At 60.6% G+C, this 26,771-nt stretch carries 26 protein-coding genes; 13 read left to right on the top strand and 13 right to left on the bottom strand.

The annotated features are described in order from the left end of the window. Positions 1 to 10 precede the first annotated feature (10 nt). From znuB to zur, 3 genes are read right to left on the bottom strand one after another with little or no spacing between them, the layout of a single operon-like run. Positions 11 to 799 carry a zinc ABC transporter permease subunit ZnuB gene (znuB, locus tag ACUN0G_RS12625; RefSeq protein WP_010168631.1) on the bottom strand — a complete coding sequence of 263 codons (789 nt, stop codon included), beginning with the start codon at positions 797 to 799 and terminating at the stop codon, positions 11 to 13. Then, positions 792 to 1,577, bottom strand: coding sequence for a zinc ABC transporter ATP-binding protein ZnuC (gene znuC / locus ACUN0G_RS12620; protein ID WP_003214821.1), 786 nt, complete (start codon positions 1,575 to 1,577; stop codon positions 792 to 794). Before znuC ends, znuB begins: the two co-directional genes overlap by 8 nt. Continuing rightward, positions 1,577 to 2,059, bottom strand: coding sequence for a zinc uptake transcriptional repressor Zur (gene zur / locus ACUN0G_RS12615; RefSeq protein ID WP_026078035.1), 483 nt, complete (start codon positions 2,057 to 2,059; stop codon positions 1,577 to 1,579). Before zur ends, znuC begins: the two co-directional genes overlap by 1 nt. 58 nt (positions 2,060 to 2,117) lie before the next feature. Here zur and ACUN0G_RS12610 point away from each other — a divergent pair, with 58 nt between their 5' ends. Next, the gene (locus tag ACUN0G_RS12610) at positions 2,118 to 3,047 is read left to right on the top strand and encodes a zinc ABC transporter substrate-binding protein (protein WP_445573571.1); all 930 of its coding nucleotides are present in this window, start codon (positions 2,118 to 2,120) and stop codon (positions 3,045 to 3,047) included. Between the two features lie 133 nt (positions 3,048 to 3,180). On the opposite strand, the gene ACUN0G_RS12605 is transcribed toward ACUN0G_RS12610, so the two are convergent. Continuing rightward, the gene (locus ACUN0G_RS12605; protein WP_431035896.1) at positions 3,181 to 4,134 is read right to left on the bottom strand and encodes a homoserine kinase; all 954 of its coding nucleotides are present in this window, start codon (positions 4,132 to 4,134) and stop codon (positions 3,181 to 3,183) included. 56 nt (positions 4,135 to 4,190) lie between these two features. Further along, positions 4,191 to 4,481: a DUF2782 domain-containing protein gene (locus ACUN0G_RS12600; RefSeq protein WP_421525464.1), complete on the bottom strand. Its 291-nt coding sequence runs from the start codon at positions 4,479 to 4,481 to the stop codon at positions 4,191 to 4,193. A gap of 74 nt (positions 4,482 to 4,555) precedes the next feature. On the opposite strand from ACUN0G_RS12600, the gene polA reads away from it, so the two are divergent. Next, a complete protein-coding gene (gene polA, locus ACUN0G_RS12595) occupies positions 4,556 to 7,348 on the top strand; it encodes a DNA polymerase I (RefSeq protein WP_445573570.1) in 2,793 nt (930 codons plus the stop codon). A gap of 266 nt (positions 7,349 to 7,614) precedes the next feature. On the opposite strand, the gene yihA is transcribed toward polA, so the two are convergent. Beyond that, the gene (gene yihA, locus ACUN0G_RS12590; RefSeq protein ID WP_003214811.1) at positions 7,615 to 8,256 is read right to left on the bottom strand and encodes a ribosome biogenesis GTP-binding protein YihA/YsxC; all 642 of its coding nucleotides are present in this window, start codon (positions 8,254 to 8,256) and stop codon (positions 7,615 to 7,617) included. A gap of 192 nt (positions 8,257 to 8,448) precedes the next feature. Here yihA and ACUN0G_RS12585 point away from each other — a divergent pair, with 192 nt between their 5' ends. The 6 genes from ACUN0G_RS12585 to ACUN0G_RS12560 all read left to right on the top strand — a co-directional run bounded on the left by ACUN0G_RS12585 (position 8,449) and on the right by ACUN0G_RS12560 (position 14,055). After that, positions 8,449 to 8,751, top strand: a complete 303-nt coding sequence (locus ACUN0G_RS12585; RefSeq protein WP_421525462.1) for a c-type cytochrome — start codon at positions 8,449 to 8,451, stop codon at positions 8,749 to 8,751. Between the two features lie 33 nt (positions 8,752 to 8,784). Continuing rightward, positions 8,785 to 9,390: a c-type cytochrome gene (locus tag ACUN0G_RS12580; protein ID WP_445573569.1), complete on the top strand. Its 606-nt coding sequence runs from the start codon at positions 8,785 to 8,787 to the stop codon at positions 9,388 to 9,390. Between the two features lie 169 nt (positions 9,391 to 9,559). Next, positions 9,560 to 10,195 (top strand): thiol:disulfide interchange protein DsbA, encoded by a 636-nt coding sequence (gene dsbA, locus ACUN0G_RS12575; RefSeq protein ID WP_258343024.1) that lies wholly within the window; start codon positions 9,560 to 9,562, stop codon positions 10,193 to 10,195. Between the two features lie 10 nt (positions 10,196 to 10,205). Beyond that, a complete protein-coding gene (locus tag ACUN0G_RS12570) occupies positions 10,206 to 11,084 on the top strand; it encodes an endonuclease/exonuclease/phosphatase family protein (RefSeq protein WP_445573568.1) in 879 nt (292 codons plus the stop codon). After that, the gene (locus ACUN0G_RS12565; protein WP_445573567.1) at positions 11,081 to 13,180 is read left to right on the top strand and encodes a diguanylate cyclase; all 2,100 of its coding nucleotides are present in this window, start codon (positions 11,081 to 11,083) and stop codon (positions 13,178 to 13,180) included. The genes ACUN0G_RS12570 and ACUN0G_RS12565 overlap by 4 nt, the downstream gene beginning before the upstream one ends. 98 nt (positions 13,181 to 13,278) lie before the next feature. Then, entirely contained in the window at positions 13,279 to 14,055 is a 777-nt protein-coding gene (locus tag ACUN0G_RS12560) for an N-acetylmuramoyl-L-alanine amidase (protein WP_445573566.1), read from the top strand. Positions 14,056 to 14,071: 16 nt separating this feature from the next. Here ACUN0G_RS12560 and ACUN0G_RS12555 read toward each other — a convergent pair whose 3' ends face one another. Together ACUN0G_RS12555 and algB are read right to left on the bottom strand one after the other, a co-directional pair. After that, entirely contained in the window at positions 14,072 to 15,859 is a 1,788-nt protein-coding gene (locus tag ACUN0G_RS12555) for a KinB sensor domain-containing domain (protein WP_258343027.1), read from the bottom strand. Between the two features lie 10 nt (positions 15,860 to 15,869). Further along, positions 15,870 to 17,216 (bottom strand): sigma-54-dependent response regulator transcription factor AlgB, encoded by a 1,347-nt coding sequence (gene algB, locus ACUN0G_RS12550; protein WP_258343028.1) that lies wholly within the window; start codon positions 17,214 to 17,216, stop codon positions 15,870 to 15,872. A gap of 398 nt (positions 17,217 to 17,614) precedes the next feature. Here algB and ACUN0G_RS12545 point away from each other — a divergent pair, with 398 nt between their 5' ends. The 5 genes from ACUN0G_RS12545 to ACUN0G_RS12525 all read left to right on the top strand — a co-directional run bounded on the left by ACUN0G_RS12545 (position 17,615) and on the right by ACUN0G_RS12525 (position 22,002). Next, complete coding sequence (locus ACUN0G_RS12545; RefSeq protein ID WP_258343029.1) at positions 17,615 to 17,899, top strand: hypothetical protein; 285 nt, start codon at positions 17,615 to 17,617, stop codon at positions 17,897 to 17,899. 77 nt (positions 17,900 to 17,976) lie between these two features. Further along, positions 17,977 to 18,141 (top strand): DUF1328 domain-containing protein, encoded by a 165-nt coding sequence (locus tag ACUN0G_RS12540; protein ID WP_003170804.1) that lies wholly within the window; start codon positions 17,977 to 17,979, stop codon positions 18,139 to 18,141. 2 nt (positions 18,142 to 18,143) lie between these two features. Next, positions 18,144 to 18,611, top strand: coding sequence for an inhibitor of vertebrate lysozyme family protein (locus ACUN0G_RS12535; RefSeq protein WP_258343031.1), 468 nt, complete (start codon positions 18,144 to 18,146; stop codon positions 18,609 to 18,611). Positions 18,612 to 19,340: 729 nt separating this feature from the next. Further along, positions 19,341 to 20,672 carry a glutamate/aspartate:proton symporter GltP gene (gltP, locus tag ACUN0G_RS12530; RefSeq protein ID WP_063033694.1) on the top strand — a complete coding sequence of 444 codons (1,332 nt, stop codon included), beginning with the start codon at positions 19,341 to 19,343 and terminating at the stop codon, positions 20,670 to 20,672. Between the two features lie 100 nt (positions 20,673 to 20,772). After that, positions 20,773 to 22,002 carry a nucleoside recognition domain-containing protein gene (locus ACUN0G_RS12525; protein WP_167664657.1) on the top strand — a complete coding sequence of 410 codons (1,230 nt, stop codon included), beginning with the start codon at positions 20,773 to 20,775 and terminating at the stop codon, positions 22,000 to 22,002. A 119-nt stretch (positions 22,003 to 22,121) separates the two neighbouring features. Here the strand turns inward: ACUN0G_RS12525 and ACUN0G_RS12520 are convergent, their stop codons facing one another. From ACUN0G_RS12520 to ACUN0G_RS12500, 5 genes are read right to left on the bottom strand one after another with little or no spacing between them, the layout of a single operon-like run. Then, complete coding sequence (locus tag ACUN0G_RS12520; RefSeq protein WP_445573565.1) at positions 22,122 to 22,733, bottom strand: ABC-type transport auxiliary lipoprotein family protein; 612 nt, start codon at positions 22,731 to 22,733, stop codon at positions 22,122 to 22,124. After that, positions 22,730 to 23,668, bottom strand: a complete 939-nt coding sequence (locus tag ACUN0G_RS12515; protein WP_445573564.1) for an MlaD family protein — start codon at positions 23,666 to 23,668, stop codon at positions 22,730 to 22,732. The genes ACUN0G_RS12520 and ACUN0G_RS12515 overlap by 4 nt, the downstream gene beginning before the upstream one ends. Position 23,669: 1 nt before the next feature. Continuing rightward, complete coding sequence (locus ACUN0G_RS12510; RefSeq protein WP_445573563.1) at positions 23,670 to 24,473, bottom strand: ABC transporter ATP-binding protein; 804 nt, start codon at positions 24,471 to 24,473, stop codon at positions 23,670 to 23,672. Next, complete coding sequence (locus ACUN0G_RS12505; RefSeq protein ID WP_275710900.1) at positions 24,470 to 25,618, bottom strand: ABC transporter permease; 1,149 nt, start codon at positions 25,616 to 25,618, stop codon at positions 24,470 to 24,472. Before ACUN0G_RS12505 ends, ACUN0G_RS12510 begins: the two co-directional genes overlap by 4 nt. A gap of 55 nt (positions 25,619 to 25,673) precedes the next feature. After that, positions 25,674 to 26,717: a DUF2914 domain-containing protein gene (locus ACUN0G_RS12500; RefSeq protein WP_258343038.1), complete on the bottom strand. Its 1,044-nt coding sequence runs from the start codon at positions 26,715 to 26,717 to the stop codon at positions 25,674 to 25,676. Positions 26,718 to 26,771: the final 54 nt, after the last annotated feature.

Raw genomic sequence — 26,771 nt, 5'->3', positions numbered from 1 at the left:
GCGAGCAAGTCTACACCCCACGACGGGGCAGGACAAAACTCAGCAGAAACAGGGCGGCCGCCGTGACCACAATCGACGGGCCGGCCGGGGTGTCCTTGAACCATGACAGCGCCAGGCCACCACACACCGCAAGCATCCCCAACAGGCTGGCGCCGACCGCCATTTGCTCCGGCGAACGGGCATGACGCTGGGCCGCTGCCGCCGGGATGATCAGCAGCGATGTGATCAACAATACGCCGACAATCTTCATCGCGACAGCAATCACCACCGCGATCAGCAACATCAGGGTCATGCGCAGCGCCGCCACGGGCAAGCCTTCGACAGTGGCCAGTTCTTCGTGGACGGTAATCGCCAGCAGCGGGCGCCACAGCGTCACCAGCAGCACCAGCACCGCCGCGCTGCCGCCGAGAATCCAGGCCAGGTCGGTGGGGCTGATTGCCAGCAGGTCGCCGAACAGGTAGGCCATCAGGTCGATGCGCACTTCATGCATGAAGCTCAGGACTACCAGGCCCAGGGACAAGGTGCTCGGCGCCAGGATGCCCAATAACGTATCGGAAGCCAGCGGCTGGCGCTGTTGCAGGGTCACCAGCAGCACAGCCAGCAGCAGGCAGCCGACGGTGACGGCAATGGTCGGGCTCACATCCAGCAGAAATCCCATGGCCACGCCCAGCAGCGCAGCGTGGGACAGGGTGTCGCCAAAATAGGCCATGCGCCGCCAGACCACGAACGAGCCCAGTGGGCCCGCCACCAGCGCCAAAGCCAAGCCTGCCAGCAGGGCGTAGAGCAGAAAATCAGCCATGCTTGCAGCTATCTCCATGAACGTGGGTATGGGATGCGGTGGAGTCATCGACTACGGCGCCATGCAGGTCATGGGCGTGGTCGTGATGGTGGTGGTAGATCGCCAGGCTCTGGGCGTTCTTGCCGAACAGCTCGACAAAAGCCGGATCGCCGCTGACTTGTTCCGGGTGGCCGGAACAGCACACGTGACGATTGAGGCACACCACCTGGTCGGTGGTGCTCATCACCAGGTGCAGGTCGTGGGAGACCATCAGCACGCCGCAACCATGGCGGTCCCGCAGGCGGGTGATCAGGCTGTACAGCTCGGCCTGGCCGGCCACGTCGACACCCTGCACGGGTTCATCGAGTACCAGCAATTCCGGCTCGCGCAACAGGGCACGGGCCAGTAGCACGCGCTGCATTTCGCCGCCCGAGATGCTTTGCACCGGGCTGTCGATCACCTGTTCGGCGCCGACTTCCTTGAGCGCGGACTGCGCGCGAGCACGGTCAACACCGGGCACCAGGCGCAGGAAGCGTAGCACTGACAGGGGCAAGGTCGGGTCCACATGCAGCTTCTGCGGCATGTAGCCAACTCGCAGCTTAGGCTTGCGCCACACGCTGCCGCTGTCGGGCTTGAGCAGGCCGAGCACGGCGCGCACCAGCGTGGTCTTGCCGGCGCCGTTAGGGCCGATCAGCGTGACGATCTGCCCCGGCTCGACGCTCAGCGCGATGTTATCCAGCACGTTTTGCCCGGCGAACGTGACCCCGACCTGTTCCAGGCGGATTAACGCAGTGCTCATCAAGCCCCCTGGCAGCCCGAGCACACACCGACCACTTCGACGGTTTGCCCTTCGACCTTGAAGCCGACGTCGCCGGCGCTCTTGATGATGCTGTCGCTGATGCTTTTTTGCTCAAGTTCGATGGCGGCGTGGCACTCGCGGCAAATCAGGAACTGGCCCTGGTGCGCGTGTTCCGGGTGGTTGCAGCCGACAAAGGCGTTGAGCGACGAGATGCGGTGCACCAGGCCGTTGTCCAGCAGGAAGTCCAGCGCGCGGTACACCGTAGGCGGCGCGGCGCGGCGGCCGTCCTGCTCGCTGAGTACGCCGAGGATGTCGTAGGCACCCAGCGGCTTATGGCTTTGCCACACCAGCTCCAGCACCCGGCGACGCAGGGCGGTCAGGCGCAGCCCTTGGCGCGCGCACAGTGCGTCGGCCTCTGACAGCGCGGTGTGCACGCAGTGAGAGTGGTCATGGGGACGGCTGGCAAGCGGTGTTTTAGGCATGAGCGGCGACAGATATTTGTGAGAGACGTTATTATGTTACCTGTTCCTGCCTCCTTGAGTGGTCATCGTGTCCAGACTTTTTCCCGTTTTTGTCGTATTTGTCACCAGTTTGTTGATTGCCGGTGCCGCTCAGGCGGAGGTTCGGGTGCTGACCAGCATCAAACCCTTACAGCTGATTGCCGCTGCCGTGCAGGACGGCGTGGCGGTTCCCGAGGTCTTGCTGCCGCCGGGCGCATCGCCGCATAACTATGCGCTGCGTCCATCCGACGTACGGCGCGTGCAGTCGGTGGACCTGCTGTATTGGATTGGCCCGGACATGGAGAGTTTTCTGCCGCGTGTCCTGAAAGGCCGGACTCTGCCGACGGTAGCCGTGCAGGACCTTGCGGGGATGAAACTGCGCCGGTTCACCGAAGATAGCCACTCCCATGCTGAAGATGCCGACGAGCATGATCACGATCATCGTCCGGGCAGCCTGGATGCGCATTTGTGGTTGTCGACAGTCAACGCCCGAGTGATCGCCAACCGTATGGCAGCGGACCTTAGCGCTGCTGACCCGGCCAATGCAGAGCGTTATCAGAGCAACGTGAAGGCCTTTGATGGCCGTATGGACGCCTTGGATGCACGCTTGAAAGCACGTATGGCGGATGTCGCCGGCAAGCCTTACTTCGTATTCCATGAGGCGTTCGATTACTTCGAAGATGCCTACGGCCTCAAGCACACGGGTGTGTTCAGCGTTGCCGCAGAAGTGCAGCCGGGCGCCCAGCACGTGGCGGCGATGCGCACGCGGTTGCAGGAAGTGGGCAAGACTTGTGTGTTCAGCGAGCCGCCGCTGCGCCCTCGTCTGGCGGAAACGCTGGTGGCGGGTTTGCCGGTGAAGCTGGCGGAACTGGATGCGTTGGGCGGCTACACACCGGCGACGGCTCAGGGTTATGAGCAGGTGCTGGAGAAGCTGGGGAATGACCTGGCTGGGTGCCTGGAGTCGTTGTAAGCCACTGCGCAAAACAAATGTGGGAGCTGGCTTGCCTGCGATAGCGGGGTGTCAGTTACCACAGAGTCAACTGGCCCACCGCTATCGCAGGCAAGCCAGCTCCCACACTGACCGCGCACGACCGGGTGATTGCTTACAACGCGAACGGCAGGGGAGTTTTGACCTGCTGGCGTTGCGCCAGGCGCACTTGAAACTCTCGCGGGTCGTGAATCAGCACGTCCTGCCCGGCGAACGATTCCGCCGCAATCAGGCGTGACAGCCAGAACCGCACACAGGCCACGCGCAACATCGTCGGCCACAGCTCCGCTTCCTTGGCGGTAAACGGTCGCAAGCCCGCATAAGCCCCCAACAATGCCCGCGCCCGTTGGCCGTCGATCACGCCGTCGGCGTCCGAGCACCAGTCATTCAGGGCGATCGCCACGTCGTACAGCATTGGCCCGGAGCAGGCGTTGTAGAAGTCGATCAGCCCGGTCAGGTGCGTGCCTTCGAACATCGCATTGTCGCGAAACAGGTCGGCGTGGATATTCGCCCGGGGCAGCGCGAGGATCTGCGCCTTATGCGCCTCGATCTCGTCCAGCGCGGCTTGCAGCAGGCGCTGTTGCTCTGTGTCGAGGTGCGAAATCAGTTGCGCGCCTTCGCTGAGCATCCAGTCCAGCCCGCGATCGGTCTTGCGTTCCAACACCTTGTCGCCTTGGGTGGCCAGGTGCAGGTGACCGAGCAATTCGCCCACTTGCACGCAATGCTGGGCGTTGGCGTCCTTGATGTGCTTGCCCGCCAGGCGCGGTTGCAGCAGCGCCGGTTTGCCCGCCAACTCGCGCAAGGCCACGCCGTCGGTGGTACGCAGGGCGTAAGGCACTGGCAAATCAGCGTCGTGGAGCACGTCCAGCAGTTCGATGAAGAACGGCATTTCCTGCACGGGGCCGCGTTCGACCAGGGTCAGGACAAATTCGCCCTGTTCCAGGCTGATGAAGAAATTGGTGTTTTCACTACCAGCGGCAATCCCCTGGAAATCAAGCAGGCGGCCGAGCCCGTAAGGGGCAAGAAAGGTTTCCAGCTCGGGCCGAGCCAGGGGGGTGAACACAGACATGGTTAAAACTGCCGTTACGGGCGCTGCGGGGAGCAGCGCCGATTAAAGTTAAGAAATCATTTCCATTCGAAGATCTTCCATGACGGGATCAGCATATCCGGCTGGTCAGAGCGGATGAAGTTCGCATCGGTTCCGTCCGCGCGCACCAGGAAGTAAGGCGGAAAGCCTTTCTGGGTCACCTTGATTGCGTACAGGAAGCCATTCTGGCGGTATTCCTGGATGGTCTTGTCGCCTTCCGTGCGAATGGTGACTTCCGGGTCGCCTGAAGGGGCAGTATCTGCCGCCATGGCCACTAACGGAGTGAGTGCAATCAAGCCGGTCAACAACAGGCGATTTACTGTACGCATGATAACCTTGTCCCTTTGTCGTCATTGGTCCGGCTATTCTAGCGCCTGACCCGCCGAAAAGGTTGATCCTGCTCATGAGCCAAGCCCCCCTCGTCCTGGTGGACGGTTCTTCTTACCTGTACCGCGCCTTTCACGCGCTGCCGCCGCTCACCACTTCCAAAGGCCTGCCTACCGGCGCGGTCAAGGGCGTGTTGAACATGCTCAAAAGCCTGCGCAGGCAATACCCGAACAGTCCGTTCGCGGTGGTGTTCGACGCTAAGGGCGGGACATTTCGCGATGAGCTGTACGCCGAATACAAGGCCAACCGCGCGAGCATGCCCGATGACATGCGCGTGCAGATCGAGCCGCTGCACCAGAGCGTGATCGCCCTGGGCTTCCCGCTGCTGTGCGTCGAAGGCGTTGAAGCGGACGACGTGATCGGCACCCTGGCACGCAGCAGCGCGGCCGCCGACCGGCCGGTGGTGATTTCCACCGGTGACAAGGACATGGCGCAGTTGGTGGACGGGCACATTACCTTGGTCAACACCATGACCGGTAGCGCCATGGACGTTGAGGGCGTGAAGGAGAAATTCGGTGTCGCTCCCGAGCAGATCATCGATTACCTGGCGTTGATGGGCGACTCGTCCGACAACATCCCGGGCGTTCCCGGCATTGGTCCGAAGACAGCGTCCGGCTTGCTGGTAGGCGTGAACGGCGGTTTGAAGGAGCTCTACGAGCAGCTCGATATCGTGCCGACCTTGCCGATTCGTGGTGCCAAGACGTTGGTCGCCAAACTCGAAGAGCATAAGGCGAGTGCGTTCCTGTCCTACGAGTTGGCGACGATCAAGATCGACGTGCCGCTGGATGTGGGCCTGGACGACTTGCACCTGATCGAGCCCGACCGCGAGAAGCTGCTGGAGTTGTACACGCTGCTGGAGTTCAAGAGCTGGATTGACGAGATTCAGCGCGATGCCAAGCGTGTTGAGCTGAGCGCCGCCCCATCGGCTGCAGTCGCGGAGGAAGCGATTGAAACAGTCGCTCCGGTCTCTGTAGAGCCGGTGTACGAAACCATCCTCACCCAGGCTCAGTTTGATGTCTGGCTAAAGAAGCTTAACGACGCCAAGCTGTTCGCCTTTGATACTGAAACCACCGGGATCGACGCCCAGAAAGCGCAACTCGTGGGTGTGTCGTTTGCCGTACAGGCCCATGAAGCGGCCTACATTCCGCTGACCCACTCCTACATCGGCGCGCCGGAACAGCTGGATCGGGACACCGTGCTGCTGGCCCTGAAGCCGTTGCTCGAAGACCCGGAAAAACTCAAGGTCGGCCAGCACGCCAAGTTCGACATGAACATCCTGGCCAACTGCGCCATCGGTGGCGACCCGGCACACGGCATCACCGTGCGCGGCATTGCCTTCGACACCATGCTTGAATCCTACGTGCTGAACTCCGTCGCGACCCGCCACGACATGGACAGCCTGGCGAAGAAGTACCTGGACTACGACACCGTCAGCTTCCAGGACATCGCTGGCAAAGGCGCCAAGCAGCTGACCTTTGACCAGATTGCCCTGGAGCAAGCCGGGCCTTACGCGGCGGAAGACGCTGATGTAACCCTGCGCCTGCACCAGGAACTGCATAAGCAGCTCTCTGCGATTCCTACCTTGGCCAGCGTCGTGTCCGACATCGAGATGCCGCTGGTACCGGTCTTGGCGCGCATTGAGCGCCAGGGCGCCCTGGTTGATGCTGCCTTGCTGGGTATCCAGAGCATCGAGCTGGGCAACAAGATGGTCGACCTGGAGCGCCAGGCTTACGAGATCGCAGGCGAGGAATTCAACTTGGGCTCGCCCAAGCAGTTGGGCGCGATTCTCTACGAGAAGCTTGGGCTGCCAGTGCTGAAGAAGACCGGCAAAGGTCAGGCGTCTACGGCCGAGGAAGTCTTGGCCAAATTGGCTGAAGACGACTATCCGCTGCCGAAAGTGCTGATGCAGTACCGCAGCATGAGCAAACTGAAAAGCACTTACACCGACCGCCTGCCCGAGCAGATCAACCCGCGTACAGGGCGGGTTCACACGTCCTATCACCAGGCTGTAGCAGCTACCGGGCGCCTGTCTTCCAGCGATCCAAACCTGCAGAACATTCCGGTGCGTACCGCCGAAGGCCGGCGCATCCGCCAGGCGTTTGTCGCGCCCAAGGGCTACAAGCTGCTGGCGGCGGACTATTCGCAGATCGAGCTGCGCATCATGGCGCACTTGTCCAAGGACGAAGGGTTGCTGAATGCGTTCCGCGACGACCTGGACGTGCACACCGCCACCGCGGCCGAGGTGTTCAAGGTTGAGTTGGCCGAGGTCACGTCCAATCAGCGTCGCAGTGCCAAGGCGATCAACTTTGGCCTGATCTACGGCATGGGCGCCCAGAAGCTAGGCAAGGACATCGGCGTCGACACCAAGACCGCCAAGGCTTACATCGATGTGTATTTCGCCCGTTACCCGGGGGTTCGCGAGTACATGGACCGCACCCGTGCCCAGGCGGCTGATCAGGGCTACGTGGAAACCCTGTTCGGGCGTCGCCTGTACTTGCCGGAGATCAATTCCAACAAGCCCCAGGAGCGTGCTGGCGCCGAGCGTACGGCGATCAACGCGCCGATGCAGGGCACGGCGGCCGATATCATCAAGAAGGCCATGGTCAAGGTCGACAACTGGCTGACGGCCTCGGGCCTGGATGCCAAGGTCATCCTTCAGGTGCACGATGAATTGGTGCTGGAAGTGCGTGAGGATCTGGTGGCTGAAGTCAGCGCGAAGATTCGTGAGCACATGAGCGAGGCGGCGAAGCTGGATGTGCCGCTGGTGGTAGACGTCGGCGTGGGCGACAACTGGGACGAGGCGCACTAAGCCAGGGGCTTGGGCCGCGGCATCATGCCGCGGCAGCGCTTTAGATCGGAAAACGCGGCGAGTTATTTCCAATAGTTTTTTGAGCGTGCCGGAACTTAACCCGTGAATTGCTACTCAGAGTTACTGAATGGGTGGTGAAGCCCTTCAATGCTCCTATGTTGTGTTAAGTGTTGGCAGATATCTGGACCCCGCCCTAGCGGTCCGGAACTTGGACCCCGAACTTCCCCTCCCCATACGAAGTCCGGGGTTTTTTTTGCCCCGAGTTTTTACTCGGCAGCTTCCGAACCCTTGTCAGCCAGTTCCATCCAGCCTGCCAGCACAGTGTAGGCATCTTCCAGGCCCATGCGTTTTGGCGCCGAGAACAGCTGGATCGTCACCGCATCGCCCCAACCCTTACGGATTTCTGCCTGCACTTTGAGCAGGGTGTTTTTCGCTGCGCCGTAGGTCAATTTGTCGGCCTTGGTCAGCAGAACGTGCATCGGCATGCCGCTGGCGACGGCCCAATCGAGCATCAACAGGTCGAAGTCGGTCATTGGATGACGGATGTCCATCATCAGAATCAAACCCTTCAAACTCTCCCGGCCACCCAGATACGCTTCGAGGTGACGCTGCCAGTGCAGCTTCAGCGGGATAGGTACTTTTGCATAACCGTAGCCCGGCAGGTCGACCAGACGCCGATCATCGTCTAGCTTGAAGAAGTTGAGGAGCTGTGTGCGCCCCGGGGTTTTCGAGGTGCGGGCCAGGCTGGCGTGGGTCAGGGTGTTCAGCGCGCTGGATTTGCCGGCGTTGGAACGGCCGGCGAATGCGACTTCGAAGCCTTCGTCATCGGGGCATTGGTCGACTTTGGCGGCGCTGAGCATGAAGGTGGACTGTTGGCACAGGCCGAGGATGGGATTCTTGAGTTGCATGAGTTTTCCGATGTGGGCGGTGCCGGGAATGGGTGCGGCAAGCGGTGTCGTTTCCGTTTCAGTAGCGCCAGTATATAATGCCGCAGATTTTGTGTGTGCTTTGTCCCAGCGAAGGATGAAGTTCACGGGAGCGATAGACCTTTATTGCGCATTAGAACGCAAAACGCTCTCAAACCCTGAAAAGGTCGATGTATGACCAAGTGGCTGCTAGCCGTCGGTGTCTTGATGCCACTTTACAGTGCTCAGGCTACACAGGATCCGGAGGCTGTGTACAACCGCGTTTGCGGGGCCTGCCATGCCGGACAGTTGCCCAACGCCCCGAAACGGGGTGACCAGGCAGCCTGGAAGCCAAGACTGGCTCAAGGTATGGACACGCTGGTGCAACACGTGACCCAGGGTTTCAAGGCGATGCCGCCGCGTGGTTTGTGCATGGACTGCAGTACCGAGGATTACCATGCCGTCATTCAGTTGATGGTGAGTGAACCCGGTCCATAACTCTTTAACCCTTAGCCGTAGTTGGATTAGCTGATGAACAAACTGATCGTGAGTCTGCTGTTGACCTTGGGCATCACCGGTGTTGCCCATGCCGCAGGCGACGCCACAGCCGGCCAGGCGAAAGCCGCCGTATGTGGTGCTTGCCATGGACCGGACGGTAATAGCCCGGCGCCAAACTTTCCAAAACTGGCCGGCCAGGGTGAGCGTTACCTGACCAAGCAGATGCACGACATCAAGGACGGCAAGCGTACGGTCCTGGAAATGACCGGCTTGCTGACCAACCTCAGCGATCAGGACCTGGCGGATATCGCGGCGTATTTTGCCAGCCAGAAAGGCAGTGTGGGAGCTGCTGATCCGAAACTGGTGGCCCGCGGTGAAGAATTGTTCCGCGGCGGCAACCTGGAAAAAGGCATGCCTTCCTGCATCGGTTGCCACTCGCCTAACGGCGCAGGCCTCGCTGCTGCTGGCTTCCCGCACTTGAGCGGCCAACATGCCCCGTACATCGGCAAACAGCTGACGGACTTCCGCGAAGGCAATCGCACCAACGACGGCGACACCAAAATCATGCAGAGCATCGCCGGGAAACTCAGCAACAAGGACATCGAAGCCGTGTCCCAATACATCCAGGGCCTGCACTAAGTGCCCCGGCTACGTTAACGCTCGATTAATCCGTCGATGCAAGCATAAAAAGGGTGGCCCAGGCCGCCCTTTTTTGTGGTCGGTGCCGTTACACTAACGAACTCATGCCCGCGTAGACCTGTCACAACAAAGGTCGCGTGAGGCGACTTTATTTGTCCAGGAGTAAAGCATGCGTAATCTGATCCTCAGCGCCGCTCTCGTCACTGCCAGCCTTTTCGGCATGACCGCACAAGCAGCCGACGTGCCGCTTGAAGCCGGTAAAACCTATGTCGAATTGACCAATCCTGTGCCGGTTTCCGTACCGGGCAAGATCGAAGTGGTGGAGCTGTTCTGGTATGGCTGCCCGCATTGCTACGCCTTTGAGCCAGTCATCAATCCGTGGGTCGAGAAGCTGCCTCAGGACGTGAACTTCAAACGTATTCCTGCCATGTTCGGCGGCCCATGGGATGCCCACGGTCAGCTGTTCCTGACCCTGGAAGCCATGGGCGTGGAGCACAAGGTCCACAACGCGGTATTCGACGCGATCCAGAAACAAGGCAAGCGCCTGACCAAGCCTGATGAAATGGCTGACTTCGTTGCCACCCAGGGTGTCGATAAAGACAAGTTCCTGGCCACCTTCAACTCCTTCGCTATCCAGGGCCAGATCAAACAGGCTAAGGAACTCGCCCAGAAATACGGCGTGCAAGGCGTACCGACCCTGATCGTCGACGGCAAATACCGTTTCGACATCGGCAGTGCCGGCGGCGAAAAGGAAGCGCTGAACGTGGCTGACCAGTTGATCGCCAAAGAGCGCGCAGCCAAGTAAGGGGCCCGTCATGCGTCGCTGGGGTACTGAACGTGTCGTTGGCCTGCATGACCCGAAGGTCAACGAGCACCATCTTGAATCCACGGGCCTGCCGGCAGACAGTCGGCTGCGTCTGCTCAGTTTCAATATCCAGGTGGGCATCAGCACCGAGAAATACCGGCACTACCTGACCCGTGGCTGGCAGCACCTGCTGCCCCACAATGGGCGTGCCGGTAATCTGCAGAAGATCGGCGCCCTGTTGGGCGATTTCGACCTGGTAGCCCTGCAGGAGGCCGACGGTGGCAGCCTGCGCTCGGGCTACATCAACCAGGTCGAGCACCTTGCCCAGCTCGGTGCCTTTCCCTACTGGTATCAACAACTCAATCGCAACCTCGGCAAACTCGGCCAGCACAGCAATGGTGTGCTCAGCCGCCTGAAGCCGTGGGCGATCGAGGATCACCCGTTACCCGGTCCAAAAGGCCGCGGGGCGATTCTCGTTCGGTTCGGCGAAGGGCCGGAAGCGTTGGTCGTGGTGATGATGCACCTCGCGTTGGGGGCACGAACCCGCACCCTGCAGTTGGCCTACATCCGCGAGTTGATTGGCAACTACAAACACCAGGTGCTGATGGGGGACATGAACACCCACGCTACAGACCTGCTACAGAATTCCCCGTTGCGCGACCTTGGGTTGCTGGCGCCGCAAGTCGAAGCCACCTTTCCCAGCTGGCGACCGCAACGTTGTCTTGATCACATCCTGCTCAGCCCGACCCTGACACTCGAAAGTGTGCAGGTACTGGCGCAGCCCATCTCCGATCACCTGCCCGTCGCGGTAGAGATTCGTCTGCCGGGTTCGCTCACGGCTGATGCATTGCCCGCGTTGAGCCCCGGCCCTCGCGGACCCCTTGCATGAGCGACGACGCCCAGCGTTGGAAAGAAAAATACCTTAAAAGTGTCGAGCAACAAGAAAAGCTCGAGCGCCGCTGGGCCGCCCGCCTCGACCTGCTGCGCCGGGGGCTGGTGCGCAGCACCCTGGCGGCAGAAGGAACTGATCGTGCGGTTGACCAATGCATGAAGGAAATGCGCGATGTAGTGCGCACCGACGACATGGACGCCGCCCTCGCCGCATTGTTGCCGCGCCTGGAAAAGGCCGTGCTGGATTCGGAGCAGCGCCGCGAAACCCGGGTTGACCAGATCGGCAGTGCGTTGACGGCCTTGGTCACCCAGTTGCAGAAATTGCCCTTGCCGCGTGAGGTGAGTCGCCCGCTGAAGGCGTTCGCCAAACAGCTGGATGGTCGGGTCGGCCAGGCGCGGGAGATCCCGCTGTTGCTGAGTGAACTGAGCGGCCTCCAGGGGCAGGCCTTGAGTAACCTGGAGCCGGAGGGCGAAACCAACCGCTCGAGCCCGGGGCTGTTGCAGCGTCTGTTTGGCGCCAAAGATACCGCGGCCGAAGCCCCGGAGGTCGAGCTACCCGCACCATCCCGTCCGGCTGTTCAGGCGCCAGCTGCATTAAAGCCGGTGGATGAAGTTGAAGCGCCGGCGCAATCGGCGGAGCTGACTCAGGCGCTGCAGGCTTTTGCACCGCAGCCAAAGGTCACGGCCCCCGTCGAGTCGTCCCCTGAGCCCGTACCGCAAATAAAGCCTGTCGAGGTTGTCAGCGAAGCAGCGCCAGTGGCACCCGCCGTCGTGGCCAAAGCGCCCGTCATCGAGGCATCTACTGCGATTATCGAACCATTGGAGCCCGAACAACCGCTTGAGCCGGAAGTTGAGCCAGCGCTCGAGAGTGCTCTTGCCGCCATGGTCGAGGCACCAGAGGTTCAGGCCCGTGAGCCGGAGCGCACGGAAATCGGCAGTCTCTCCTTGCCACCGGTCATGTCCGACGAGCCCGAAGAGTCGCCAGAGCTGAACCCCGACGAGCTGCAAGCGGATCAGACCTACGCCCTGCCCGACACCCCCGAGCCGTCTTACAGTTCGGTGGCCAAACACATTGAAGACACCCTGCTCGGCTTGCTGGAGGACCTGTCGCTGCCCGAGCGTCATAGGCCCCAGGCCGAAGCCATGCGTGAGCGCCTGGCTCACGGATTGAACTGGTATGAACTGCTGCCGATCCTCGATGACCTTGCGGTGTTGATGCTGGCGATCACCGACAGCGGCCAGCACGAGTTTGAAGCCTACCTCAAGCAACTCAACGAGCGTCTCGAGGCATTTCAGGGGCATCTGCAGGTCGCCACCGACGGTCACGCCGACAGTCGCTCGGCCGCCAGAGAACTGGATACGCAGATCCGCGAACAGGTGGATGGTTTGCAAACCAGCGTCCAGGATGCCGCGGATCTGGACAGCCTCAAGCACGTGCTGGAGAGCCATCTCGAAGGGCTGCTGGGCACCATGGACCAACACCAGCACCAGCGTGACCAGCGCGAGCAGGAAGTGGCTGCACGCCTCAAAAGCCTCGCCGAACGAGTCGCCAATATGGAGCAAGAGGCTCAGGGCTACCGAGAGCATTTGGAGGTTCAGCGCCAAAAAGCCTTGATCGACCCGCTCACCGGCTTGCCCAACCGTGCCGCCTGGACCGAGCGCCTGGAGCAAGAGGTCAACGCCTGGCACCAGCACGGCAACAGCCTGTCATTGGCGATGCTGGACCTGGATCACTTCAAGCGCATCAATGACGGCTATGGCCATCTGGCGGGCGACAAGGTGCTGAAGATCATCGCCACGGTGCTGCGAAAACGCTTGCGGCCCAACGACTTCATCGCACGCTTTGGCGGTGAAGAGTTTGTGTTGCTGATGCCCAACTCATCACTGTCCGATGCCTTGGCCGTGGGTGAGACCCTGCGCGCAGCCATTGAAGCCTGCCCGTTTCACTTCAAGGGCGAGCCGGTGACCATCACGGTTTCCATGGGCATGGCGCAGTTTCAGCCGGCAGAGCGCAGTGACCTGGCGCTAAAACGCGCTGACGAGGCGCTTTACCGTGCCAAGGCTGCCGGACGCAACCAGGTGCAGGCGGCCTGAAAATGTTCCATTTTGTTTAAAACTTCGCATTTGGCCGCCGGGCAGCAAACGGTACGTTACACTGTTGCATTATCGTCTTAAGCGTATTGTCTGCTGCCATGAAATTTCTGTGCTCCGCTTTTCTGTTTCTCCTGCTCGCCGGCTGCGCGAGTGGCCCTCGTCTGGACACCAGCCATCCGTCGGTGAACCACGACAATCGTGTTCAGTTCGTCATCGTGCACTACACCTCGGCGTCCCTGGAGCGTTCCCTGGCGCTGTTGACCCATGGTCAGGTCAGCAGTCATTACCTGATCGGTGATGACGCCTCGGCCACCATCTATAAGCTCGTGGATGAAAGCCAACGCGCCTGGCATGCCGGAGAAAGTGAATGGATGGGCCGCACCTGGCTCAACTCCAGTTCCATCGGGATCGAGATTGTGAACCCGGGCTATCGAGACCTGTCGACGGGCCGCGTGTGGTATCCGTACTCCGAAGCGCAGGTGCAGTCGCTGGTGGTGCTCCTCAAGGACATCAGCAAGCGCAACGGCATCGACCCGCGAAACATCATCGGTCATAGCGACATCGCCCCGCTGCGCAAACTGGACCCGGGGCCGCTGTTCCCCTGGAAACGCCTGGCGGATGAAGGCCTGGGCATATGGCCGGACGCCAAGGCGGTTGCCCGTTACCAGGTGCAGTACGCAGCCGAGTTGCCGAGCATCACCTGGTTCCAGGAAGAGTTGGCGAAGCTGGGCTATCCGACGCCGCAGACGGGCGAGCTGGATGTGGCAACGCGGCATGTGGTGGCCGCATTCCAGATGCATTTCCGGGCGTCGCTGTTTGATGGGACGCCGGATGCCGAGAGTGCCGCGATCCTGCGGGCGTTGAATCACCAATAACGGTTGGCGCGTGATCCTACAGGGGCAGCGCCATATAGAACTGCGTTCCCTGCCCTGGCCGTGAATAAACCCCCATCCGGCCACCGTGCAATTGCACGATCTCCTTGCACAGTGCCAGGCCCAGCCCGGCGCCGCCTTTCTTGCGGCCTACCTGCACAAACGGTTCGAAGATTCGTCCCTGTTGGCCGTAGGCAATGCCTTCACCGTTGTCCTCGACGCTGACAATCACCCGTTCGCCATGACGACGCGCCTGCAAGCGGATCTGCCCACCGTCGGCCGTGTGCCGCAGGGCATTGCCTAAAAGGTTGTCGAGCACCCGCTCCAGCTGCGCTCGATCAGCATGCAACCTTGGCAGCGGGGATTGCTCCTCAACCAGCAGCTCGATGTTCTGCGCATTCGCCTGCTCCGCGAAACGCGCGCGGGCATGTTCCAGCAGGTCGCTGATATCGCACGGGCCAAGGGTAAGTTTCTGCAAGCCATTCTGATAGCGCGAGAAGTTGAGCAAGTCGTTGATCAACTGCATCAGGCGCTGCATTTCCTCATTGACCGTATCCAGCAGGTCCGCTTCGCGGGATTCCGCAGGAAACTTCGCCCGTTCCCGGAACAATCCGAATGCCATGTGCATGCCCGTGACTGGCGTGCGTAATTCATGAGACGCGCGCAACACGAACTCACTGCGCACCCGTTCAAAGGCGCGTTGTTCGGTAACGTCATGCAGCACCATGACCGCGCCCAGAATGTGCCCCTGGGTATGGCTCACCGGCGTCAGGCTGTACGTCAGCAGGCGTAGCTCACCCTCAACCTCCACTTCCAGGTCTTCGGGTGCGCGTTCGAGGTTGCCGCCGCGCAGCACCAGATGCAGCTGTTCATCCAGTTCGGGGCGCACCAGTGCTTCGCCAAGGCCTTGGCCCAGGCGGTTTTCGTCCCAGCCCAGTTGGCGCTGCGCCACCGGGTTAAGGTGTTCCAGGCGACCTTGGCGGTCGATCATCAGCAGGCCGTCGTCGATGCTGTCGAGCACCGCCTGCAGGCGTTGCTGCCCGGCGAGCAGCTCGTCGACATTGGTTGCCTGATGCTGGCGCAACGCCTCGGCCATGATGCCGAAGCGTCGGGTCAGCAAGTTCATCTCGGCGGCTGACGAAATGGGCAGCGTGACTTCGAAGTTGCCCTGGCCGATCTTGTCGGCGGCCTTGGCCAGCGCTTCGATCGGCCCGCCAAAGCGCCGGGCGATCCCGTGGGCAGTGACGAAGCCAATGATCAGCACCGCCAGCCCGACCAAACCCAGCAAGCCGGCGATCAACAGCGCGCGCTCACGGGACTTGTGTTCGGTGTCGTTGATGTTATCCAGGGCCTTCTTGTGCTCGGCGATGAGGCCGTTGCGCAAGATGTTGAAACGCTTGGTCAACTCGTCGTTGTTACGCAACTGCGCCGGAGCATTCTCCTTTTGATCGAATGCCTCGAGAAAGCTCAGGTAATCGGTCTTGGCCTGGGTGAAACCGCTGGTTGCCGCATCCTTTTTTTCGTGTTCGATGCCTTGCTGCAGCAGCGCGAAATAACGTTGCTTGGAATCTTCCAGCGCAGCGGTATTTGGTTGCTCGTTGAGCATGATCATCAGCTGGTCGCCGAGGGTCTGCCGCAGCTTGAGGCCCAGGTCCAGGGTGATGAAGTTGCTGCGAATCAGCGATTCCTGGGTCTTGGCCATTTGCATGACACTCACCAGGCCCAGCAGCAATCCCAGCAGGGCAACGGTGATCAGCGCGGAGATGCTCAGGAACAGCCGAGTGCGCAGCTTCATCGCAAGCTTCATAGGGTACAGCTCACAGGTTGTATTGTTTGCGTTTGCGGTACAGCGTTGACGCATCAATGCCGAGGGTTCGTGCCGCCTGGTCCAGGGTGTCACTGGTGGCCAGCACGGCGCCGATATGGGCCTTCTCCAGTTCATCCAGGCTCAACGCCGCACCAATACGCGGGGCGTTGTTGGTTGGCTGTTCGGCCATGCCGAGGTGGCTGATCTCAACCTTTTCCTGTGGGCAGATGATGCTCGCGCGCTCGACCACGTTGCGCAGCTCGCGAATGTTCCCCGGCCAGCGGTAGTTGAGCAGCGCCTCGCGGGCTTCATCGCTGAATCCGCGGGCAGGCCGCGCATATTCCTTCACGAAGCGCGCCAGGAAGCGGTCGGCCAGGGTCAGGATATCTTCGCTGCGTTCGCGCAGGGGCGGCAGGTGCAAGGTGATGACATTCAGGCGATACAGCAGGTCTTCGCGGAAACGGCCGTCGCGGACCATGTCTTCCAGGTTCAGGTTGGTAGCGGCGAGAATTCGCACGTCGGCGCGACGAGTCACCGGATCGCCGACGCGCTCGTATTCCTTGTCCTGGATAAAACGCAGCAACTTGGGTTGCAAGGTCAGCGGAAAGTCGCCGATCTCGTCGAGAAACAGCGTACCGCCATCTGCCTGGTTGACGCGACCCAGGGTGCTTTCACTGGCGCCCGTAAACGCACCACGGCTATGGCCGAACAGCTCGCTTTCCATCAGCTCCGCCGTCAGCGACGGGCAGTTGATGGTGACGCAGGATTTTTTTGCCCGCTTGCTCCAGCCGTGTATCGCTCGGGCCAGCTCACCTTTACCGGTGCCGGACTCGCCGAGAATCAGGATGTTGGCATCAGTGCCTGCCACTTGGCGTGCGGTTTCCAGCACCACCATCATTGCCGGGCTGTGGGAGTCCAGACCGTCCTTGGGCTGGCGCACTGCGCCTTCCAGGGCTTCCAGGCGCGCCGAGAGCTGGCGTACTTCCAACTGTTTGGCCGTGGCCAGGCGCAATTGGTCGGGGCTGCAAGGTTTAACCAGGTAGTCGGCCGCGCCGGCCTGAATCGCGTCTACTGCAGTGTCGACAGCCGAATGGGCGGTGACGATCACCACCCGCATCCATGGCGCCTGGACGCGCATTTGCGCCAATACGTCGAGGCCGTTGTCTTCGCCCAAGCGCAGGTCAAGGAAGCACAGGTCAAACACCTGGCGTTGCAACAGGGCATCGGCTTGGGCGGCGCTGTTGGCGGTGGCTACGGTGTAGCCTTCATCTTCCAGGCAGTATCGGAAGGTGCGAAGGATCGCGGATTCGTCATCCACTAAAAGAATGCGGCCTTGAAGTTCCTTGGCTGATTCCATCTGTCCCGCGCTCCCACTAAGAATGAATGATGTTGTTTAGTCCCGGAATAATCGGGCAAGTTGCATGGTTTATTCTGATTGATTAAAGCCGTCATCGCGCAGCTATCTGCGCTTCTTCTTACAGAGACGCCGATTCGTGGCGTTTTTACCTCCCTGTAGCCACTTCGGCAGTCGAACGTTGCTTTCCTATCCCCTGATCCGACCAGTGACCATCGTGCATTTCGCACGGTAAGGATAGGGGCATCGTGCAGGATGCTCGTGGTGTCAAAGCGCTTTTGTTTTTAACTATTTGATTTTATTGAGTTTTATTTTGTTAAAAAACTGGCACGCAGGCTGCAATACACCTCATACGAGCGTCACCAACGAATAATCAGATCAGAATGCGGGAGAGACACAGCATGACTCGCCAAAGCCTCACTCAATTGCGTGTATCGCCACTGCGTCTGCAACAGGGGCTGTTTGCCAGCCTGGCCCTGTTGGTGACTTTGATCGGCGGTCAGCAATTGGCGCATTGGCAGCAGAGTCACCAGCAAGTCGCGCATTTTGAACGTCCGATGATGACCCAGACCCATTTCCGTTCCGTCGGCAGCACCACCGCCGACGTGACAACCCCGCAACTGACGGCGGTTGAACAAGACTCCACCCTCGGCGACCTGCCTTATCAGGAACGCTGGGTGTTCTAGGCAATACACGGTCCTTGAATCAAGCGACCGCACGCATCACCGCTGTTACCCCTAAAAGAAGCGTAAGGAGAATCACCATGTTGAGTTGGGCAATCACATTTCTGATCATCGCCATTGTGGCTGCAGTCCTGGGCTTCGGTGGTATCGCGGGCACCGCCACGGGTATCGCCAAGATTCTGTTTGTGGTCTTCCTGGTGATGTTCATCGCTTCCTTCTTCTTTGGCCGTCGTGGCCGAGGCTAAGCATGTTCAATTCGTCCCTTAAAGCCCTGACTGCCGCCCTGTTGTTGGGCGGCAGCGGCCTGGCGCTGGCTGCCAATGACGGCCAGACTCGGGCCAACGAACTGCTGAGCGCGGACCCGCAATACCGCGAAACCTGGCAGAGCGTGGTCAAGAAGGAAGAGCGTCTGCCGGAATGGGTGATGAACCTGTCGGGCAGCGCTGAACAAATGAATGCCGTTGAAGAGGACGGTGACAAGTACTTGGTAGGGCCGCTGTGTGAAACCGCAGATACGTGCCTTAACAAGCGCCTGATCGTCGCTTTCAGCTTCGACAAAGAAGATGCGTACGCCATGTTGGTGGAAGTTCCTGCGGGCTTGCCTGCGGACAAATCGCCAACGCGGCACGCCGACTACCGCTTTCTTGGCAAGCCTGATGAAGGCATGCAGAAGCTGTTGATGGAACAGCTCAAGAAAGATCCGAATTGGTACTAGGTTCGGTCTGACGACCCTGTCGTCTATCGGCCTATCGTCCATAGAAAGAAGCGCCATGCTTCTTTCTGTTTGCAGCGCCCGACAAGGGCGGTGCATGACCAAGGGGTCGGGTTGCTCTGATCGTTCGGATCGGCGTGACCTACGGGTACAGGGAGTGCCTGCGCAAGGGCCGGGTCAGGTGAAAAGCTGCGACGCAAGTTCCCAAGCCGATGGTTTGTGGAACTTGCGACGGGCTTGCGGCTCTTATGCCCGCTTCTGTCATACCGCCCATAGCGGCAATTTCCCTTTTTGCTTCGCCTCAACCATTTCCTGGTGTTTCCGTGTGACCATCTATCGAGAAAGTTTGTCTCCTGCCAGACAAAGTTTTCGATGGTATGCGTAGGAATTTTCAGCAGTTTTCAGCAGCAGCCGTAGATTCTCAAAAAACCTGCGCGAGCCTGAAATGGCCGGTTCGCGGCATTTATGCCTGCCGAAATGTCACATTCGAACTGACCGTTCAGACAGAAAAACTCAAAAAAACTCATGCCGATTCGGCATAGGGTAGGCGTTTACGGCATTAGACGTCGCCTCCTTGCATCGGAATAGTTGCGCCTTTTTTCGCCTGCCAGTGAGCCATATCGGCCAACTGCGGTGACCTTCTACGGGGGCAGATGCACACACCTTTTTCGCTTCCGAGCGTTCCAGCTGCTGGCGCATCTGCCTGAGTCCACTTGAAGTAAGGGTAATGACATGAAGAAGGCAAAGCTAAGCCTCGCCTGGCAGATCCTCATCGGTCTGGTGCTGGGGATTGCAATCGGTGCGGTGCTTAACCATTTCAGTGCTGAAAAGGCCTGGTGGATCAGCAACGTGTTGCAGCCCGCTGGCGATATCTTTATCCGCCTGATCAAGATGATCGTTATCCCGATCGTGATTTCGTCGCTGATTGTCGGAATCGCCGGTGTTGGGGATGCGAAAAAGCTCGGTCGGATCGGCGTGAAAACCATCCTTTACTTCGAAGTAGTCACCACCATTGCTATTGTGGTCGGCCTGCTGCTGGCCAACCTGTTCCATCCGGGTACCGGCATCGACATGAGTACCCTGGGTACCGTCGACATCTCCAAATACACGGCCACTGCCGCTGAGGTCCAGCACGAGCACGCGTTCATCGAGACGATCCTCAACCTGATCCCGTCGAACATCTTCGCCGCCGTCGCCCGTGGCGACATGCTGCCGATCATCTTCTTCTCGGTGTTGTTCGGCCTCGGCTTGTCGAGCCTCAAGCCTGAACTGCGCGAGCCCCTGGTCACCATGTTCCAGGGCGTGTCCGAGAGCATGTTCAAAGTCACCCACATGATCATGAAATACGCCCCGATTGGTGTATTTGCCCTGATCGCGGTGACCGTCGCCAACTTCGGTTTCGCCTCGCTGCTGCCGCTGGCCAAGCTGGTGATTCTGGTTTACGTCGCCATCCTGTTCTTCGCCTTTGTGGTCCTCGGCCTGATCGCCCGTCTGTTCGGCTTCTCGGTGATCAAGTTGATGCGCATCTTCAAGGATGAGCTGGTGCTGGCCTACTCCACTGCCAGTTCCGAAACCGTGCTGCCACGTGTGATCGAGAAGATGGAAGCCTACGGCGCGCCGAAAGCGATCTGCAGCTTTGTGGTGCCGACCGGCTACTCGTTCAACCTCGACGGTTCGACCCTGTACCAGAGCATCGCGGCGATCTTTATCGCCCAGCTGTATGGCATCGACCTGTCGATTGGCCAGCAACTGATGCTGGTGCTGACCCTGATGGTCACCTCCAAAGGCATCGCCGGCGTACCGGGTGTGTCGTTCGTGGTACTGCTGGCGACCCTGGGCAGCGTGGGTATTCCGCTGGAAGGCCTGGCGTTCATCGCCGGTGTCGACCGCATCATGGACATGGCGCGTACTGCACTGAACGTGATCGGCAACGCCCTGGCCGTACTCGTCATCTCCCGCTGGGAAGGCATGTACGACGACGCCAAGGGCGAGCGTTACTGGAACTCCCTGCCGCACTGGCGTACCAAGCAAGTGATGCCGGCCGGCGAGACCACTCGCGGCTGATCGCCAGAGTTGGCTCCTACACAAACCCCGGAAAATTCCGGGGTTTGTCGTTTCTGCCAGCCCCGCTATCATTCGCCCCATCTTTCGGGGGATTCAACTGATGCTCAATGGCCTGTGGCTTGGCTTTTTTATCGTGGCGATGGTGTCCGCGCTGGCGCAATGGCTGATAGGCGGTAACGCCGGCATCTTTGCGGCGATGGTGGAAAGCATATTCGCCATGGCCAAGCTGTCAGTCGAGGTCATGGTGTTGCTGTTCGGCACGCTGACCTTGTGGCTGGGCTTCCTGCGCATCGCCGAGAAAGCCGGGATCGTCGATTGGCTGGCCAAGGCCCTGGGGCCACTGTTCCGTCGCCTGATGCCGGAGGTGCCCGCCGGCCACCCGGCCATCGGCTTGATCACCCTCAACTTCGCCGCCAACGGCCTGGGCCTCGACAATGCGGCCACGCCTATCGGCCTCAAGGCCATGAAGGCGCTGCAAGAACTCAACCCTATTCCCAACACCGCCAGTAACGCGCAAATCCTGTTCCTGGTGCTCAACGCATCTTCCCTGACCCTGCTGCCGGTCACCATCTTCATGTACCGCGCCCAGCAAGGTGCGCCGGACCCGACGCTGGTATTCCTGCCGATCCTGCTGGCCACCAGTGCCTCGACGCTGGTGGGCCTGCTGTCGGTGGCGGTGATGCAACGCCTGCGGCTGTGGGACCCGGTGGTGCTCGCGTACCTGATTCCGGGGGCGTTGGTACTGGGTGGCTTCATGGCCTTGCTGGCGACGCTCTCAGCCACTGCGCTGGCGGGGCTGTCCTCGATCCTCGGCAACCTGACGCTGTTCGGGCTGATCATGTTGTTCCTGGTGATCGGCGCGCTGCGCAAGGTCAAGGTCTACGAGGCGTTTGTCGAAGGGGCCAAAGAAGGCTTCGACGTGGCCAAGAACCTGCTGCCGTACCTGGTGGCGATGCTTTGCGCGGTAGGCGTGTTGCGGGCGTCTGGCGCGCTGGATTTCGGCCTGGAAGGGATTCGCCATCTGGTGGCCTGGACCGGCATGGATACACGCTTTGTTGATGCGTTGCCGACGGCGATGGTCAAGCCGTTCTCCGGCAGCGCGGCGCGGGCGATGCTGATTGAGACGATGCAGACCCAGGGCGTGGACAGCTTCCCTGCGCTGGTGGCAGCGACGATTCAGGGCAGTACCGAGACCACGTTTTATGTGTTGGCGGTGTACTTTGGCTCGGTGGGAATCCAGCGGGCGCGGCATGCGGTGGGGTGTGCGTTGTTGGCGGAGTTTGCTGGCGTCGTGGCGGCGATTGCGGTGTGCTACTGGTTCTTCGGCTAAATCGCTATCCCTGTAGGAGCGAGCTTGCTCGCGAAAAGCCTGAGAGCGACGCGGGGTATCAGGTTCCCCGCGTTATCGTTGACGATTTTCGCGAGCAAGCTCGCTCCTACATTGGTGGGCTATCTTCTCGGTGCGGAATTGCCCTGGCTCACAACCCAATCCACCACCTGCTTGTTCAACGCATCCCCAGCCTGACCAAACCCGGCCACCACCGCCGGCACCTTGGTATCCCCCACCGGCTGCCTCACCTCAAACCGCTTGCTGGCAATAATCCGCTGATCACTGCCGCGCACCAGCCGCGCATCCAGGCGTATCACCACCTCAACCGCACTGCCGCGATACTCACTCTGAAACGCCTGCAACTGCCCGCCCAGCTCAAAGTCCGCCTGCAGATTGGTCTCGTCGGTACTGAGCAACGTCACCCGCCCGTCCCGCTGGAACCCGTCCAGCAACCGGTTACGCAACAGCACTGGCGCCGGATCGCTCCAGCGGGAATTCGCGTAGCTGCTGATCAGGTCACCGTTAGGCACTACGGCAATCCGCGGGCTGTCGAGGAATTCGCTGGTCTGCGGCTTGGCCACGCGCAGCGACCAGGCCACAGGGCTGGCCTGCGCGGTGGTCTGCGCCGAGGGCAGCCGGTACACGTCCGAAGGGTCCGCCTTGGGTAAGATCGAACACGCACTGACCAATGCCAGGGCAACGGGGGCGATCACTTGGTAAGCACGCTTCATGGCGTGAACTCCTTGTTCTTGTCGCTGCCCAGCAGGTAACCGCTGGGGTTGGCTTCCAGGCGGCGGGAAATGGCGCGCAACGAGCCCAGGGTCTCCCGCAACTCGCGCACCGCAGGTGCCAGTTCGTTGAGACCCTGCATGCCGCTGTTGAGGGAGTCCTTGTTGTTGGTCAGCAAGGTGTCGAGGGTGGCGGTGCTTTGTTGAAGGGACTGCATGGCCTTTTCAGCACTGCCGAACACCTGCTTGCCCTGATCATTGAGTAAACCGTTGGCGTTGCGCATCAGTGCGGTGGTTTGCTCCAGGGTGGCGCTGGCCTGTTTGCTCACCTGCATCAATTGCTGCATCACTACCTTGATGTCGCCGCGTTGGTCGGCAATCGCGCCGGTGGTCTGTTGCAGGTTGACCAGGGTATTGCTGAGGCGCTCGACGTTCTCCCGGGAGAACATGTGGTTGGCGTTGTGCAGCAGCAAGTTGATGCTGGTCATCAGGTCATTGCTGTTGTTCAGCAGGCGAGCGATAGGTGACGGTGAGGCGATGATTTGCGGCAACTCGCCGTCCTTGCCCTTGAGTTCCGGGCTTTGGGGCGTGCCGCCGCTGAGCTGGATGATCGAGGTGCCGGTGATGCCGGTCAGGGCCAGCTTGGCCTGGGTGTCTTCCTTGATCGGTGTTTGCCCGGCCAGACGGATGCGCGCCAACACCCGGCGCGGGTCTTTCGGGTCGAGGCGCAGGCTGGTGACGTCGCCCACCTTGATCCCGCTGTACTGCACGGCGCTGCCTTGGGACAAACCACTGACCGCCTCGTTGAAGATCACTTCGTAATCCTGAAAGGCGCTGTCGACGCTGGATTTGGCCAGCCACAGGCCAAACAGCATGGCGCCGACCACGACGATCACGCTGAACAGACCGATCATCACATGATGGGCTCGGGTTTCCATGTCATACCTCGTTGAGCAGTTGAGCGGCATCCAGTGCCGCGCGGCCCCGTGGGCCATGGAAGTATTCGTGAATCCAGGCGTCGTCGGTTTCCGAGACGACATCGATGGCATCTGCCACCAGTACCTTTTTCTGCGCCAGTACCGCCACGCGGTCGGTGATGGTGTACAGCGTGTCGAGGTCGTGGGTGACCAGGAACACGCTCAAGCCCAACGCATCACGCAGGGTCAGGATCAGTTGATCGAAGGCGGCGGCGCCGATCGGATCGAGGCCGGCAGTGGGTTCGTCGAGAAACAGGATGTCCGGGTCCAGCGCCAGGGCGCGGGCCAGGGCCGCACGCTTGATCATGCCGCCGGAGAGTGACGATGGATATTTGTCCGCAGCCGACAGCGGCAACCCGGCCAGCGCCAGCTTTACCGCCGCCAGGTGTTCGGCATCGGCACGGCTGAGGCCGGCATGTTCGATCAGCGGCAAGGCAACGTTTTCGGTGACCGTCAGCGAAGAAAACAGCGCGCCCTTCTGGAACAGCACGCCGAAACGCCGTTCCACCATCGAGCGTTCGTGCTCCGAGAGGCTCGGCAAGTTCTTCCCGAACACCCGCACTTCCCCTTCGCTCGGCTGGCGCAGGCCAATGATGCTGCGCAGCAGCACCGACTTGCCGCTGCCGGAGCCACCGACTACGGCGAGGATTTCGCCCTTGTACAAATCCAGGTCGAGGTTCTCGTGCACGCTTTGCGGGCCAAAGCGGTTGCACAGCCCACGGACTTCGATCACCGCCTCGGTGGGCGCGCGGCGTAAACGACTCACCAGCCCATCTCCATGAAGAACAGTGCGGCGACCGCATCCAGTACGATCACCACGAAAATCGATTGCACCACGCTGGAGGTGGTGTGGGCGCCGACGGACTCGGCGCTGCCGCTGACCTTGAAGCCTTCCAGGCAGCCGATGGCCGCGATCAGGAATGCGAAGATCGGCGCCTTGATCATGCCGACGATAAAGTGCTGTACGCCAATGTCCGATTGCAGCAGCGAGAGGAACATCGCCGGTGAAATATCCAGGGCCACTGCGCACACCACACCACCCCCGATAATCCCCGAGATCATCGCCAGGAACGTCAGCATCGGCAGCGCCACTAGCAATGCCAGCACGCGGGGCAGCACCAGTAACTCCATCGGGTCGAGCCCCAGGGTGCGAATTGCGTCGATCTCTTCGTTGGCCTTCATCGAGCCGATTTGCGCGGTGAAGGCACTTGCGGTGCGGCCGGCCATCAGGATCGCGGTGAGCAACACGCCGAATTCCCGCAGGAACGAGAACGCCACCAGGTCCACGGTAAAAATGCTCGCGCCAAAACTGGCCAGCACCGTGGCGCCGAGAAACGCGACCACCGCGCCCACCAGAAAGGTCAGCAAGGCCACAATGGGCGCGGCGTCGAGACCGGTTTGTTCGATATGCGCAACCATTGGCGTCACGCGCCAGCGCTTGGGCCGGAACACGCCACGGGCGAAGGTTTCGAGGATCAGGCCGATAAAGCCCAGCAGTTTCATGCCGTCTTGCCAGACGGTGTAGACCGCGCCGCCGATGCGCGCCAGCAACATGATGCCGGCGGCTTCTTCCGGTTCCTTGACCGGCACACAGAAGTCGTTCAGGGAGCGGTAAACGGTTTTGAGCAATGCGCGGTCGGCGGTAGAGAGGCTGCAGTCGGTCTGTTCGGCGGATTGTTCGATACGCTCGGGGCCGAGCAACTCCACCAGCAGCGAGGCGCCGGCCGTGTCCAGGGCGCCGAGGCCGTTAAGGTCGATGCGCGCGCCCGCGTCGTACTGGCCGTCGAGCTTTTCCGACAGCTTCTTCAGGTTGGCATAGTGGGCAAGCGTCCAATCCCCCGTGATCCTCAGCTGTGGAGGTTGGGTGGACGTGTCCAGATGGGCTGCACCGGCCGTTGTGCTACTGGTCATAAGCTCCGAGCTTGTTTGGCTATTCCAGAATTCCTACGTAATAGCACGATCCTGCCTACTTTGGCGCGTCTGGCGTAGTAGCGCCCTGACCAGGGTCAGTCACCTTGAAGCGCAGCACGCCGATCACCTGACCATCTTCGGTCAGCACTCGCACCTGCCAGCGTCCCACCGAGTCGGGTGGGAAGTTCTGCTTGTGGGTCCAGGCCCGATAACCTTCCTTGCGCCCGCCATGGATATCCAGGGCGATACGGTCGACTTCCTTGCCGTTGAATTTCCACACATGGTAGATCCGCTCATCCAGCCCGCGCGGCGCGTTGATCGCGGTGTAGGCATACAACCCGCTGCTGCGCAGTTGGGCGGCGCTGACTTCTTTCAGGTCATCGCCGGGCGTGCGGTCCTGCAATTGAGTGCTGATGGCCACTTCGGTCATCCACAGCGTGGCGGGCGGCACCCAACTGCGCAAGAACCAGCCGGCGCAACCAATTGCCGCGGTAACCCCCAGCAGCATCGCCCAGCCTTTGATGCTGCGCAGCGGCAGGCTCACGGCCAGGCTCGGGATAGAGAGCGCCATAGCCACACCGAGGGCCAGTTTGTAACTCTCGGCGGTGGTCAGGTGCAGGATGATCGGCAGCGCGGTCAGCAGGGCTGCGAACAGGGTCAGGGTATGCAGTGCCAGAAACAGCGAGCGCTTGGGCGCCAGCCACTTGTAGTACAGCGGGTCGGTGATCGAGACCAGGGCCGCCGCGCCCAGCAGGCCGGTAAAAATCGACTGGCCGCTGTTCCAGGTGGTGGTGACAAAAAAGAACGGCAGGACAAAAAACAGACTTTCCTGGTGGATCATCTGCGTGGCGTAGCGCAGCAGCGGTTCGGGAATCTCCCGTTTGAAGACTTTGCTGAACAGCTGGGTGAGGCTGTTTTCGAGCATCAGCCATAACCAACTCACCAGCATGATGACCGCGATCCAGCTGGCCATGCCTTGCTGGCGATCCACCAGGATGAAGCTGCCCACACCCGAGATGAAGCCGCCGAGTGCAATCACCCCTGGGTAGCGCTTCATCAGCTCGAGGATGCGCTGGATGTAGTGGGTCAGGTTAGGCATTCGGCAGTTCACAGTCTTTGTAGGAAAAAATCCCAGACAGAATAACGTTTTAGC

The organism is Pseudomonas sp. 32A (assembly GCF_052682255.1).
Note: the sequence above shows the minus strand (reverse complement) of the source record. Positions and strands in the feature narration are given on the sequence as shown.